The organism is Hymenobacter sp. BT559, assembly GCF_017571525.1.
GTDB classification, from domain to species: Bacteria; Bacteroidota; Bacteroidia; order Cytophagales; family Hymenobacteraceae; genus Hymenobacter; species Hymenobacter ginsengisoli.
In genome coordinates this window covers 125712-139183 of record NZ_JAGETY010000014.1, presented here as the reverse complement: position 1 = coordinate 139183, position 13472 = coordinate 125712, and the positions used below count along the sequence as shown (strand labels likewise).

The window sequence follows — 13472 nt, the reverse complement described above, 5'->3', positions numbered from 1 at the left end:
CGCGCACGACCCGCGCACGACCCGCGCACGACCCGCGCACGACCCGCGCACGACCCGCGCACGACCCGCGCACGACCCGGCCAAACTGAGCCTAATGCTGAACGCGCAGAGCTAGGCTTACCTCCCGAAAAGTATCGCCAAGGCCATGCTACCCGGGGCACGTCCAAGTGGCGGCAGGTCATGGAAGCTGCCCGGCAGCAAGCCCTTGGCTACGTGCGGGCCCTGCCGGCCAGCGAGCCGCGGCCGCCTTTCATCGTGGTAGTTGATGTAGGCTATTGCCTCGACCTCTACAGCAACTTTGCTGGGGTAGGCGACAACTACGTACCCTTCCCCGACTCACAGACCTATCGCATCGCCTTAGCTGACCTGGCTGACGAAGCGGTGCTGAAGCGCCTGCAGCTGCTCTTCACCGACCCGCAGCAACTCGACCCTAGCCGTCGGGCGGCCCAGGTCACGCGGCAGCTCGCTGGCCAACTGGCGGCCCTGTCTGCGCAGTTGGAACGAGCAGGATATGCTTCGGAGGTAGTAGCGCAATTTTTAATGCGCTGCCTCTTCACCATGTTTGCAGAGGATGCAAGCCTAATTCCTAAAGCCTCATTTTCCGGGTTGCTAGCCAGCTACGCAACTACCGAGGAGCTACGGCAGCTGCTACCCGATGCGCTTGAAAGCCTCTGGCACACGATGGACACCGGCGGCTTCGCGCCTGATTTGCGGGCCCGACTGCGCCGCTTCAACGGACGGCTATTCCACTCAGCGCGGGCGCTGCCGCTTACGGCGGCCCAGCTCACCCTACTGCACGAGGCAGCCCAAGCTGATTGGACTGAAGTAGAGCCGGCCATTTTCGGCACCCTGCTGGAGCGAGCGCTCGACCCGCGCGAGCGCCATCGTCTCGGCGCCCACTACACCCCTCGCCGCTACGTCGAGCGCCTGGTCGTACCTACCGTACTTGACCCGCTACGTCGGGAATGGGCCGCGGCGCAGGCCGCCAGCGCCCGCCGCCTCGACGATGAGGATGCCAAAGGTGCCCGCACCGAACTGATGAAGTTTCTTACCCGCCTCACCTCCGTTAAAATCCTTGACCCGGCCTGCGGGACAGGAAATTTTCTGTACGTGACCCTGGAGCACCTCAAACGTCTGGAGGGCGAAGTGCTGACGGCCATCAACGGCTTCGGGCAAACGGGTCTGCTCGACCTGGGCGCCGGCAGCACCGTGAGCCCGCGCCAACTACTGGGCCTGGAACTGAACCCGCGGGCGGCCGCCATTGCCGACGTGGTGCTGCGCATCGGCTACCTGCAGTGGCACCTACGTACCCACGGCCTGACCCAGCTGGCTGAGCCGCTACTCGACAGCTACCAGAATATCCGCCAGCAGGATGCCATTCTTCAGCACGCCCCCCCAGCGCCACGCCTTGATGCGCAGGGCCGGGCGGTAACGCGCTGGGATGGGCTTACCACCAAGCCGCACCCGGCCACTGGTAAGCCTGTGCCCGACGAAGCCGCCCAGGTGCCGGTATTCGACTACCCTACCCCGCAACCAGCTGAGTGGCCGGCAGCTGATTTTCTAGTCGGCAACCCACCCTTTTTGGGTGACAAGGCTATGCGCGGAGCCCTGGGCGACGGCTACGTAGAAGCGCTCCGTAAGGCTTACCGGGGCCGTGTACCCGAGTCGGCCGACCTGGTGATGTACTGGTGGGACCACGCGGCCCGGATGGTGCAGGCGGGCCAAGCCGAGCGCTTCGGCTTCATCACCACCAATTCCATTACCCAGACCTTCAACCGGCGGCTCATCCAGCAGCACCTGGCCAATACCGAGCAGCCACTTTCGCTAGCCTTCGCTATCCCCGACCACCCATGGGTGGAGGCTACCGATGGGGCAGCCGTACGCGTGGCCATCACGGTGGGCGTGGCCGGCGCGGGTCAGCCGGGCACGCTGGCCGAGGTGCTACGCGAAGTGACCGTTGCGGGTGAAGAGGCGCCGGCAGTTGAGCTAGGCGAACAGGTGGGCGTGCTCAATGCCGACCTAACGGTAGGTGCTGATGTGTCGTCAGCTCAGCAGTTGAGGGCTAACGCGGGCTTGTCGAGCAACGGCATGATGCTGGCCGGCGCAGGCTTCATCATCACGGCCGAGGAAGCTGCACAGCTTGGGCTGGGCACCACACCCGGTCTAGAAAGTCGGATTCGGCCCTATCGCAATGGCAAAGACCTGACTACCCGACCGCGTGGGGTATACCTGCTGGATATGTTTGGGTTAACGGAAGCGCAGTTCCTTACTACTTACCCCAACCTTTATCAATGGCTAGTGGAGCAGGTGAAACCGGAACGCGACCATAACAACCGAAAAAGGCTGAAGGAAATATGGTGGCAGTTCGGAGAAGTTCGCAAGGGACTGCGGGCCGCCGTGCAGGACCTGCCACGTTACATTGCTACCCCTGAAACGGCCAAGCATCGCGTGTTTCAATTCCTGGAAACGACCATTGCGCCTGACCACATGCTCGTAGCTATTGCTTCGGCCGATGCCTATCATTTGGGCGTACTCTCCAGTAGTCTACACATAGTCTGGGCAGCTACGGCGGGCGGGCGGATGGGCGTGGGTAATGACCTGCGCTACAACAGCAGCAGATGTTTCCAGCCTTTTCCTTTCCCACTGGCAACTGCTACGCAGCAAGACCGCATCCGAGAATTGGCTGAACAACTTGATGCCCTACGCAAACAACAGCAGGCCCAGCACTCGACGCTTACGATTACAGACCTCTACAACGTCGTCGAAAAACTGCGGGCTGGCCAATCACTCACGCCAAAAGAGCAGGTGACCAATCAACTGGGGCTGGCCTCGGTGGTGCTCAATTTACATCAGCAACTGGATAGGGAGGTGGCAGCGGCGTATGGCTGGGCGGCTGATTTATCCGAGGCAGAATTACTCACTAGGCTTGTGCGACTCAACGAGCAACGGGTAGCGGAGGAGGCGGCTGGGGTAGTGCATTATTTGCGTCCGAGCTACCAGGCTCCCGGTCAACAGCAGGTAACTCTGGCACTTCCGGCAACCCCAGTTTCTACGAATATTTTGACAAATATTCAGCCCTGGCCCACTGCTTTGGCGGAACAAATGCAGGCAGTAAGAGCTGTAGTACAGCAGGCAACGACTCCATTGACGACAGCTCAAGTAGCAGCTTATTTCCAACGTACTCGTCCTGATAGAGTAAGGCCCCTGCTCGATACCTTGACTGCTTTGGCTCTGGTGCGGCCTGTTGGAAAAGAAATTTACGCGAGCTAATTACCACGCAACATACTTCGAACCACGCCCGCTTTTCTATCGAGAGCGGGCTTTTTCGTGGTGTGATAAACAGGCAGTGGGGCAAAAAGCAAACTGGCATTTATATTACGACAGACCGAGGGTTTTATGAGCTCTTGGCAGACTATCAGCGCCCCATTCGATAAAAGGCCAATACTGAATGTGTAACCCATTACGCTTTCGATTGGCCTACTGAATCACCTAATCCCCCTGTGTGTAACCCATTACGCATTGCACCTATTTCCTTCCTTCGATGCCCTACGCTATTCTTTTAGCAGCCAAACTCGCCAGCGCGGGCGCAGCTGCCACCGCGACAGAACACAATTATCGGCTCCAAGATACGCCCAACGCCGACCCGCAATTGGCCGATGCCAACGTGGAGTACCTCAACCACGAGCGCCGCAACTACTGGCACTTGGCCAGCGAGCGCATCAAGGAACTGCACTTGCCACGGCTACGTGAGGATGCCGTTCGCGCCGTCGAGCTGGTGCTGACGGCCAGCCCCGACTTCTTCGCTCGCGGGGCCGACCATCGCGCCCACGATGTGCGTGACTCAGCCTGGATGCATGACAACCTGGCCTTCGTGCAGCAGCGCTTTGGCAAGGAGAATGTGGTAGGCTTCGCCTTGCACCAGGACGAAATTACCCCGCACATCCACTGCGTGGTGGTACCTGTCACGGCCAACGGCCGGCTGAGCTGCCGCGACGTGTTCAGCCCGGCTAGCCTGCGCCAACTCCAGACCGACTATGCCGAGGCCATGAAGCCCCACGGCCTAACACGCGGTATCCACTACAGCACTGCCCGCCATGAGGACGTACGCCGCCACTATGGGGCGCAGCAGATGAGCCAGGAGGCGCTGCGTGAATTGGCTACCCCGGTGCCCACGGCACCCCACCAAATACAGCTCATGCCCAGCTGGACTACTCCAGCGCACCACCGGGTGCAGGAGCAATTTGCGCTGAACGACTTTTTGTTCAAGCTCACCACCGCGGCCAATCAAAAAATTAAGCATCTGGCCGAGATAGCAACGGCCAACGTCCTAGCCCACGAGCGGGCGAAAGTGCTCGAGCGCCAGCTGGCCCACAGCCAAGAACTGCTAGCTAAGAAGAGCGCTGAATTGATGACAACCACGGCTAGCTTGACGAAGCAACTCCAAGAAGTCAGCCAAGAGCGGGATAAGCAGCAGGTTCGCGCTGATGAGCAGTTGACCCTGCATAAGCGCGCAGTTATTCGGCACAGCCAGGGCCAGCCGCTTGCTGAGCGATACGTACCAACGGTGCAGAAGCTTCGGCAGCAGCACCAGCTGGTCCTTGAGCAGGCCTTGGCGACGCGGTTACACTCCCCAGTCAGCAACCACGATGAGCTAGCCACGGCCCTAGCGCAGGTGGGCAAAGGCTATTCGGTGAAAGCAACCAGTCCCCAAGAGCTTTATTTCATTAGTAAGCAAGACGGCACTCGATTCAGCAGCGCTGAATTACGTCCCGGCGGCCAACCATTCCAAGAACAGTATCTGAAGGCTAGCCAGCGCGCGCAGCAACAGAATCTGCCGTTGTGGCGTGATAGAGGAGAGATTGAGATGTAGTAGAGGCGTTTTGAAAAGCTACTCATCTGCTTGTTGCTCACGCGCACCCGGTGGCTCGGTCAAGCCTATATTGCCTGCCCCAACTCAATTCTTTTCCCTATGCAGGACTACCGCCCATCCATTGAACAGTTAGCCGCCTGCGGCTTTCGCCGCTCATCTGCCGCTGGCCAGTGGTGTCACATGAAAAATATTCATTTGCACTACTTTGAGGATGAACACGCCCTTGAAGTATATAACGGTCCGGTGCATCCTCGTTACAACTTAACCAGCCAAAATGATGAGGCATTTCAAGCTGAAGTACAAGCACTAGCATCAGTACCCCCTATTCAGTAATTCCTAATGCCCGTTGCTTTTGCTCGGCTCTTGATACTTGTACAGATTAGGACGGCGCTGTCTTCTAGAGCAATAAATTGGACACTGGTTCAGATGCTTGGCCTATGCAGCCGCATAGTCGCCACGGCCCGGAAACAAGTTACCGTAGAGGTATTGGTGGGATGAGTTGAAACGCACTAAATCATGCTTCAATACTTTAGTTATTTATGGCAGACGTTATTACCGTCACCGAAGCGGATGCCCGACTGCTAGCCAGCCTAGAGCAATACGATGTACAGGCAACTACCTATCCTAGGCAGTTGACGCAACTGCTGTACGGTGAGGAAGACCTTACAGACTACGTAATCAGCCTGAGCTTCCAGGAAAGCACGGCCGTGGTAGTATGTGAGGTGCCACACTCCTACTCCCGCGCGCCCGACCGGCTCCCGGGAGACCCGCTAGCCCACCTGGCAGGCCAGCCCCTACAGGGCATTACCGAGGAAGAAGAAAAATTTGAGGCTCTGGCTGCCCATCCGGTGGGCTTTACGTTTGGGGCGGGCCTTCAAGAAGGTCACGACCGGATAACTATTACGGCAACCTACTGGCAGTTGACGCGGAGTACTCCGCGCCTCTGGGCGGGCCGCCTGCAAGGTGGCCTACCCAGCAAGAGCAGCAACGTAGTCCTGCGTGTTGGTTCTCCTGAACTCGGCTCTTTTTCCCGCACGCACTACGGCCTGCTCGGCTCGCGGTGGACGTATTTTCTGCTGAATCGCAAGAAGAAATACCTAACGGACATCCTAGTATTGGACCCGGCAGGAGCGCCACTAGACTATGAGCTACTCAACAATGAGTTACAGGCTATGGGCTTCTGCTTGGGTCGACCTCTTGGCTGCAAGCTACTGATTGGGCTGGACGAGGCTGGGCAGCCCGTCGCGTATGCGGGAGGAAGCTACGGTTATGATTACCTGCCCCAGGTTAATCATCAGTTCGCGCCCGTGCCAGAAGAGGTGTTTAAACCGTGGTTTACTTTATTGTTTACGCACCTAACCCGATACTTAGCCGACCGGCCGTCGACCGATGAACAGCGCCGCTATCTTTACGAAGCGATGCATCTGTACGTCGAGTCGGCTACCGAGCTGTACGGCAGCAGCCGTGAGGTTAAGGTTCTGCTGGCCTGCCAAGCAATGGCGCGCTGTTTTACAGGGCGCGAGGTAGAATTAGCCCGTTCATCCGCCGCCTGGCTGCGGTGGGCGGCCACAAGTCCTATCGCCCACAATCACGCCCATCCCGAGCAGGAAGCCTTGCTTCGCAGGCAGCTTATGGAAGCCGCGCAGCCTGGGCCGGCCGCCTTAGTGGAGTTGGCATTGCACGCCGCCCATTTGGCCCTACACCCGGAACTGCTGGCGGCCGTGCGCGAAAGCACTCAGTTGCTGACCGAGCGCCTGCTCGCGCCGACTTACGCCGAGACCCAGGCCCGCTGCCTGCGCTTACGGACGCTGTGCGCGGGGCTAATGGCGAAGGCGGTTGGCTATCAGGGGCCGCTGGCTGGCTGGGATATGTCGGCTCGGCCTAACCGCTATGCTGAACCGCCCGCCACGGCGTGGTACCAGGCTAGCGAGCAAGATGCGCCGGTGCAGTTCAACGCGCAAACGCCAACTCGGCTCACTACCGCGCCAGCGGCCGAGCTGTGGCCTGCGTTTACGCGGCCCGCCGTGCCGGCCAACTCGTTAATTAGTGTGGCCGCTACATTTGCCAGCAACTTGGCTTCCCGCACCGGCGAGCAGGTCCGAGCACGGGTAGTGCCGGTGCCATTCTTCGCGGAGGAAGAGCCACGACTCTATGACTTCGTATTGCAGTCGCTGGCCGTGCCGCTGGCCAGCACCGTGCTCTTCACCATCCAGCAGGTTCCACCATCGACGGTGCTGACTATCCTCAACTGGGACGAGGAAATCGCGCCGATTGCAGATGAAAAAGCCCTTACTTCGTTTCTAGGGCAGGTGGCCCGCTCGCCGCGCACTAGGCACGCCATCGAGCGGCTGCTACTGCTTGACCCCGGCGTGTAAGCTATGCTACGCATTTTACAGTGGAACATGGGCGGCTCGCCCCACGCCCGGCCTCCGAAGCCCCACCCCAATGCGCCGGGATGTGCCGGGGCCTTGACGGAATGGCTGTTGGAATACGAACCAGCTATTGTGGCACTGCAAGAAGTAACTGACGAACTGCTGGCGCTGGTTAAGATGGCCCCCTACGAAATACAGCGCGGGCCGCTGGGCTTCGCAGTGCTTGTGCGCCGGCAGCTTTACCAAACAGTAAAAAACTACGACCTCCGCCAACGGGTGCAGGTAGTGCAGTTGGATGGCGTATCCCGTGCGCTGGCCAGCCTAATTGTGTTCAACGTGCACTTGCCGGTGCTACATAAAGACGAGGATGACCGCCGGGATGGAAATTACTTATTTGCCCGCGACATCGTGAGGGAAGTAGTAGATGCTCCTACCCGGGAAGGGATAATCGTGGGAGATTTTAACCTACCGCCCTACGATGCCTTTATCGTGGGTCGGGCCGGCTTGGCAGCCAACCGCGACCTAGCTCACGCACGGGCCTCACGCAGCACGGCCGAGCCGGCCTTCTACAACGCCAGCTGGACGATTTTTGGGGGTGCGGCAGGGGCGGCTGGCACGTACTACCGCGCCAGCGTACCACACGGCCCCTGGCAGGTTCCCGACCAGTTGCTGCTGAGCCCGCGTCTGCTGGAAGGACGGCAATTTCAGGTGCAGGTGCTTACGCGACTCACGCGCCTACCCGGCTATAAGGTATGCACGAGTGGAGGGCGGCCCAGCAAGCAGCACACTTCTGACCATTTGCCGGTGCTGCTTACTATTCATTAAGTCCGTAGTTTCCCGCTTCTTCACCTATCCCATGATTTCTGCCGCCCACCCGCACAACGAGCACTTCGCCATCGTTGTCAATCAGCAGCTTCCCCAGCTGGCCAAGCTCTCCAAAGCAGTGTTTCTCGAACGGGTTGCTAACCTGGAGGCAATCCGCACCCGCAAAGTGCCAGTGAGCCTGCTCCTAGGCGAGAAAAGTCAGCTAGTGCAGTTGGAAGTGTTGCACGCGGCGGTGCAGACGGGCGTGTTACCCCTCGGCCTGCCAGGCTTTCAAATTGGAGGCGAGTGGGTTCCGTTTGTGGTAGAAATGCCCCGGCCGCTACATCAGTGGCTGGCCTCTCATTCGTTGAACGAGGTAAAAGGTCAACTCGTGAATTGGATGGCCGCCCTGCACGCCTCTCAGTGTAGCCGGTTCAAAATGTGGCGCAAGCTGCTCCCCGAGATTCGGCAATGGGCCAGCGCCCATTACAGCCCATACCGCGTGCGTCAGGCCGACGCCTTAATTGAGGTGTGGGAACGCGAGTTTGACAGTGCTCAACGATTAGTCGGCGGCGCAACCCCAGGAGTTTTAATAAACCCGTTTCGGAACAATGAACGGCCCCTCCTGGAGGATGCCGATGTGCTGGCCAGCTACCAATTCGCCGTGCGGGTAGGCTATTTCCGCAAGGACGACTGGCTATTTATCGTCGAGCGGAGCTTACCAAAGCTCCTAAAACTCTACAAAGACAACATAGCTTCCGGTCGGTGGACCAGGGAAACCGTAGCAAAGCAACTGCGCGAGATTGACTCCGATAAGATGAACCGGGTGGAAGCGGACCCGGACTTGTGGAGGGCATGGCGTCAGCATTTTAACGCCAGCAGCTAACGCGGCGCAATCACGCTTCTCTCTTCACCCACAGCGGCTACCAGCATCAGCGTAGCAGCTTGGGCTAGCATGGCGGAGGCCTCAGCGTTTCCACCAAAAGGATGGGGATAGTAAGACAGCTCCGACTTCCTTAGTGAGGTCGGGGCTGTTTCATTTATCTTCTTTTAAAATGCTTTTACTGCAGAGGATGAAACTGCATAAGCCGCCCATTGGGTGCGATACGGATTGCATAATAGTTGCCATTATAGTAATACGCCTGCTGCCCCTGCCTTGAAAATGGCTCGCCATTAGACAACCGGGCGTCAATCTCCTTTGATAGGTTCTTAACCACAATTTTCACCAGTCGAATAGTGTCCCTATAGGTGTACTGAAAGGCCGTGGGCTGTTGGACTGGGTTAGAAAAGTATGTCGACTCCGCAATCTTGAAGCCCTTGTAATGCCTGGTCAAAACATGCGCAAACCTGTCAAAATCCCAGAATATCGGGTATTTACTTTCCGGGCCGCTTACTGTCTCAGTTTGAAAATCACGGGCAATACCTATAATCCCCCAAAAGGCCTCACTGTTAGATTGGCGCAGTTTTGCATAGGTTTTTTTAGATATGCCTAAACCTTTTAAAACAAGTTCTACCCTCCCCGTTATGATTTTTGATGATACCGCCTTGAATTGTTCTTGCTCTAAGGTGCTCAGTTCGTCACCTCGGTCAAATTTTGCATTTAGGATTTCGTACGTTATCTCGTCACTAAATGCACCGGTATCGGGGTCTATGAGGTACTCAGAGGCAATTTCATGAGTCACTGATTCAGGCTTAATGAAAGATAGATATGCATAGTACCTAACCATTTCGTGGCGCGGGATTGGAACACCTGCCTCCTTTTGGTACTCTATTAAATGCAAAAAGGAAATTGCAGGGTCTATGCCGTTTAAATTCAATTTTATGTCTATAGTATTTGGTATTTCTTTTATCGCTTTATCAGCATAGATGTGGGGGGCATTATCATCCATGCTGAACGTTAGCAGTTCCATCACTTCGGTGACTTCAAAGCCCTGCGATTTCAATAAGTCAACATTTTGCTCGCTCTCTTGGTATTTGTGGGATTTGATGCGAATTACACCGTCTGTACGCGGTACAGGACTGGACTGAATCTCTTGCTCCAATGTGTCCCTCTCGCGCTTGCTGTACAGCACCACGCCTTGTGCTTCCTCGCCAAATTGGCGGTGGGCCGGCGAACCAGGGTAAAAGCGAAATATTCCCGAACGGTCTGTTCGCCCCACGTACTGATAAATCTCTTGTATAGAAAATTTTAGGGCCTGCATACGAGTTTTGAACTCATCCATAATGGCTGCATAATGGTGCATGTACCAGCCGAATGCATTCAGGTCTTCTTGATTCGCTTTATCAAAGCCTCCTACAGATTGTATTTGCTCCAGCTTCTGTGTTGCCATTTGCTCCCAAGTCATGTGCGCAATGGCTAGCATTTTATCATCTAGCTCACTATATGGAATGATGGGCTGGGATTCTTCGCCTTGTTCTGGTTTGTCCATTCTTCGACAGGTTCAATCTTGGAATCACGTACGTTTAGCTTGTGATTCAACGGTTTCCAAATAACGTTCTGTATGTCGGGCAAGGTGTTGAAGTCGTCGAGGTCCAAGGCGGCAAGGTAGGGAGCAGATTGACTTGCAGCAGGGCAAGGGCGATATTACGCCCGACGCACCTTCTTCGCAGGTGGCAAAGCGTCTAAAGGAGTTAGGCCTGCTCTAATTTCTTTTTTCGTAGTCTAGACTGCGGTGCTGCCATTTCTGGCGGCAATCATCTTCCGCCTGCAGCGAGCCTTAGCCTTTTGGCTTGGTGGCGCAAAAGGAGGCGAGCCCTTTTCGAGCCAACAAAATGGCGACCGGAATAGCTACCGCCATGATTTCATTATACCGAGCAAATACTATGGTAGCCATACCCGCAATAACGTCCTTTTCGGTGCCCGTGAGCGCCTCCATCGCCTGCTGCTTGGGCTTTAGCAGTTCTGCATCGCACAGCAGCACGTAAAGCTTAGCTTGGATTGACTGAACGCTGGCCTGAGCGTGCTTGACAAATGGCACCAACATTTGCCTTTCGTATTCATGCTCGACAGGGCGTTTTGGTACGCAGTTCCGATATTCTTCGCGGCTTTGCGCGCTGGGGGCCGACGCTTGGTACTGGCCGTGATGCCGCTAAGCTGCCCCCTGGCTATTTCTAGTAGCAACTCCTCGTCAGAATTGCCCAGGATGCTATCAAGATATCGCTGCTGTTCACTGGTTAATTCTTGGCTAGGGTTCATACGGGGAGGGTTATAATGCCCGCCAAGCTACGAAAAGCCCCAGCTCGTTTGAAGAGTCGGGGCTAGAAATATCCAAGGCAGTGTAACTATCTAGTGAGCCGATCAACTCGGGTCATCAGGGTGCCAGCCCGTGTTATCTATTTCAGCAAACATCTCCTTAACCTCATCAAAGTAATGGGCTAGTGCATCTATAAATACCTTCGCGTCTTTATTTCCTTTTATTCCACCTGCGACAAACAATTCTTGCAAACGCATTAGCACATAGTCAATGCTTTCAAGAGTGTCACTTGAATTGTCAAGGTTTCTATAAGAGCCGTACTTTTTATCCAGTTCGGCTTTAATCTTCTCCTGATAGTCTGCTATCATGCCCAAATCCATTTCGGCCAGCGGGTAGCCGCTCCAATACCCTTCATAAAGCTTACTGATGCAGTATGATAGGTGGTGGGGGATTAGATCCTTCAAAGGCATGGCTACTGTTTAATTAGAGTGCTGGTATCAGTGAGGCTGTCAGTAACTACGATATTAACTTCTGCTATGCCAGAAGCGACAAAGAAGAACAGTCTGTTTTCTACTACTCCCTCCACTTGCTTAGTTACAGACTTCATGTCTTGCCCTTCGCCCTTATGACCAGCGCGGCAGAATACGACATGGTCACCAATGGCAGGCAGCCCGCCGCCATCTGTCAAAATAATATCCAAGGCTCGACCGCTCATATCGAGCATGGGTTCATCTTGAGGACGCGCAGCATCCTTGGGACGGTATTGAAAGTTGACGTGATACTTCATTGGACGTATTTGTTTGATACTTTAAGCGCTTACTTATTGCGAGGATTTTCAGGATGAGACTGCAAACCGTTTATCGTGTAAGCTAAGAGCAGACATATTCCCCGATGAACTACGCCCATTTTACGGTCCTCGTCAACCATTTCGGCCAGACCGCTCCATTCCTTCACCAAATAGGCCCATTCATCAGGCTCTATCATACTGAAATCGGCGTCAGGAAACTGACTTTTTAGATAGTTAGGGAGAGTGCCATTACTAATCCTAACTTTTATAGCGCTAACAGTGACCGCATCATATTTACCACTGTCTAGCATCATATTGAATTGCCAAAGCAGGTAAGTGAACTTGTACATTTTCATAAGCTTACCAATTTATTCTGGCATCGACTAACTGCTGAAGTTGTTCAGCCGTTAGGTCGCTACGATTAGGGAAAGACTTGTAGGTACGGAGCATTGCCCGGTACCCTGGTAAGCTGAGCCCACTGTGCGAGTTTAAATCTAGTGGATTATGCTCTTGGTACAGTCCCATCCTATCCATAATGAAGTGCGCAAAAGAGTAGTGCCCTCCCCGCTCATTGGCATCGAAGCCTTCAAATTTGAGGTGCTGGCTACCAAGATGCTGCTGCTCTTCTGGACCCAGTCTGGCTAGCGAGTTATCGATAACCCGGAACATGGTTAGAATTTGGTGTACTTCTTCACCCTCTTCAGCACTCGAACTGTTGGACAGGCCACTGAGTACAGTATTGTACAAGCTGACGTGCCCATCCTCCAAAATATCGGCATTAATTTCATGAGACTTGGCGTTCTCTCTATCGAGGAGAGCGAGAATTCGATACTGATTCACGAGAAGCTGTCTGGTTTCGGGCGTCATAATGCTAAGTAAATGTGAATCATAAAGGTGGGCCGCTAAGGTAGCACAAACCCCGGCTGACATAGTAGCGGCCATCGACTACAACCAGCTAGGCAAGGAGCTTGCTAGCCACCTCATGCCTTTGTTCTAGGACATAGTAACCTCATTGCCGGTGTCCAGCCTCAACCTGACCGAGCTACGGGAGCGCAACGACTAGCTCGATCGGTTCGCTAAGCAGAAAGACATTTAGCATGAAGCTAATTTACCTGCTCAACCAGTTGAAGGCCGAGGGTCTGCTCAGCCAACTCTACCAAGCCGGCGCCCTAACGCTGGCCACGCTCAACCACCGCGAAGCCTACCTGCACTACTGCGCGCTGCTGGCAGCCCGCGCTACCTGGACCACCCTACGCAAGCGGTGGATGCCACGGCCAAGACCTTTTGGATGGATAAGCGCTCCGTTTACCGGGTGCTGCGCAACATGCAGCAGCTAGTAGGCTAGGGAGTAAAGTGTAAAAGCCCCGCTAGCTGTGCTTACTTTTATTAAGTAGTAATATCGTTCGCTGAATAGGATAGTGTGCACTTAGTTCCGTCTTGCCCGT

At 55.4% G+C, this 13472-nt stretch carries 13 protein-coding genes; 7 read left to right on the top strand and 6 right to left on the bottom strand.

Features of this window, described 5'->3' with window-relative positions:
* The 6 genes from J4D99_RS17930 to J4D99_RS17905 form a co-directional block, all read left to right on the top strand.
* Window positions 1-3270 (top strand): class I SAM-dependent DNA methyltransferase (locus J4D99_RS17930; protein WP_370551467.1); only part of this gene is annotated, 3270 nt, incomplete at its 5' end.
* Between the two features lie 271 nt (window positions 3271-3541).
* Window positions 3542-4870 carry a MobV family relaxase gene (gene mobV, locus J4D99_RS17925; RefSeq protein ID WP_208133113.1) on the top strand — a complete coding sequence of 443 codons (1329 nt, stop codon included), beginning with the start codon at window positions 3542-3544 and terminating at the stop codon, window positions 4868-4870.
* Between the two features lie 99 nt (window positions 4871-4969).
* Window positions 4970-5203, top strand: coding sequence for a hypothetical protein (locus tag J4D99_RS17920; protein ID WP_208133112.1), 234 nt, complete (start codon window positions 4970-4972; stop codon window positions 5201-5203).
* A gap of 206 nt (window positions 5204-5409) precedes the next feature.
* Window positions 5410-7245, top strand: coding sequence for a hypothetical protein (locus J4D99_RS17915; RefSeq protein WP_208133111.1), 1836 nt, complete (start codon window positions 5410-5412; stop codon window positions 7243-7245).
* Window positions 7246-7248: 3 nt separating this feature from the next.
* Entirely contained in the window at window positions 7249-8067 is an 819-nt protein-coding gene (locus J4D99_RS17910; RefSeq protein ID WP_208133110.1) for an endonuclease/exonuclease/phosphatase family protein, read from the top strand.
* Window positions 8068-8098: 31 nt separating this feature from the next.
* Entirely contained in the window at window positions 8099-8932 is an 834-nt protein-coding gene (locus J4D99_RS17905; RefSeq protein WP_208133109.1) for a hypothetical protein, read from the top strand.
* Window positions 8933-9107: 175 nt separating this feature from the next.
* On the opposite strand, the gene J4D99_RS17900 is transcribed toward J4D99_RS17905, so the two are convergent.
* The 6 genes from J4D99_RS17900 to J4D99_RS17875 all read right to left on the bottom strand — a co-directional run bounded on the left by J4D99_RS17900 (window position 9108) and on the right by J4D99_RS17875 (window position 12894).
* Window positions 9108-10475: a hypothetical protein gene (locus tag J4D99_RS17900; protein ID WP_208133108.1), complete on the bottom strand. Its 1368-nt coding sequence runs from the start codon at window positions 10473-10475 to the stop codon at window positions 9108-9110.
* 288 nt (window positions 10476-10763) lie between these two features.
* Window positions 10764-11030, bottom strand: a complete 267-nt coding sequence (locus J4D99_RS17895; protein ID WP_208133107.1) for a hypothetical protein — start codon at window positions 11028-11030, stop codon at window positions 10764-10766.
* A gap of 314 nt (window positions 11031-11344) precedes the next feature.
* Complete coding sequence (locus tag J4D99_RS17890; RefSeq protein WP_208133106.1) at window positions 11345-11710, bottom strand: hypothetical protein; 366 nt, start codon at window positions 11708-11710, stop codon at window positions 11345-11347.
* A 2-nt stretch (window positions 11711-11712) separates the two neighbouring features.
* Window positions 11713-12027, bottom strand: coding sequence for a hypothetical protein (locus tag J4D99_RS17885; protein WP_208133105.1), 315 nt, complete (start codon window positions 12025-12027; stop codon window positions 11713-11715).
* A gap of 29 nt (window positions 12028-12056) precedes the next feature.
* Complete coding sequence (locus J4D99_RS17880) at window positions 12057-12377, bottom strand: hypothetical protein (RefSeq protein WP_208133104.1); 321 nt, start codon at window positions 12375-12377, stop codon at window positions 12057-12059.
* A gap of 10 nt (window positions 12378-12387) precedes the next feature.
* On the bottom strand, window positions 12388-12894 hold the full coding sequence (locus J4D99_RS17875; RefSeq protein WP_208133103.1) for a YfbU family protein: 507 nt from the start codon (window positions 12892-12894) through the stop codon (window positions 12388-12390).
* Window positions 12895-13124: 230 nt separating this feature from the next.
* On the opposite strand from J4D99_RS17875, the gene J4D99_RS17870 reads away from it, so the two are divergent.
* Window positions 13125-13364, top strand: a complete 240-nt coding sequence (locus J4D99_RS17870; RefSeq protein ID WP_208133102.1) for a hypothetical protein — start codon at window positions 13125-13127, stop codon at window positions 13362-13364.
* Window positions 13365-13472 lie beyond the last annotated feature (108 nt).

Coding starts and splice junctions, on each gene's coding strand:
- mobV (WP_208133113.1), top strand. CDS start 3,542: ATGCCCTACGCTATTCTTTTAGCAGCCAAACTCGCCAGCGCGGGCGCA.
- J4D99_RS17920 (WP_208133112.1), top strand. CDS start 4,970: ATGCAGGACTACCGCCCATCCATTGAACAGTTAGCCGCCTGCGGCTTT.
- J4D99_RS17915 (WP_208133111.1), top strand. CDS start 5,410: ATGGCAGACGTTATTACCGTCACCGAAGCGGATGCCCGACTGCTAGCC.
- J4D99_RS17910 (WP_208133110.1), top strand. CDS start 7,249: ATGCTACGCATTTTACAGTGGAACATGGGCGGCTCGCCCCACGCCCGG.
- J4D99_RS17905 (WP_208133109.1), top strand. CDS start 8,099: ATGATTTCTGCCGCCCACCCGCACAACGAGCACTTCGCCATCGTTGTC.
- J4D99_RS17900 (WP_208133108.1), bottom strand. CDS start 10,475: ATGGACAAACCAGAACAAGGCGAAGAATCCCAGCCCATCATTCCATAT.
- J4D99_RS17895 (WP_208133107.1), bottom strand. CDS start 11,030: ATGTTGGTGCCATTTGTCAAGCACGCTCAGGCCAGCGTTCAGTCAATC.
- J4D99_RS17890 (WP_208133106.1), bottom strand. CDS start 11,710: ATGCCTTTGAAGGATCTAATCCCCCACCACCTATCATACTGCATCAGT.
- J4D99_RS17885 (WP_208133105.1), bottom strand. CDS start 12,027: ATGAAGTATCACGTCAACTTTCAATACCGTCCCAAGGATGCTGCGCGT.
- J4D99_RS17880 (WP_208133104.1), bottom strand. CDS start 12,377: ATGTACAAGTTCACTTACCTGCTTTGGCAATTCAATATGATGCTAGAC.
- J4D99_RS17875 (WP_208133103.1), bottom strand. CDS start 12,894: ATGACGCCCGAAACCAGACAGCTTCTCGTGAATCAGTATCGAATTCTC.
- J4D99_RS17870 (WP_208133102.1), top strand. CDS start 13,125: ATGAAGCTAATTTACCTGCTCAACCAGTTGAAGGCCGAGGGTCTGCTC.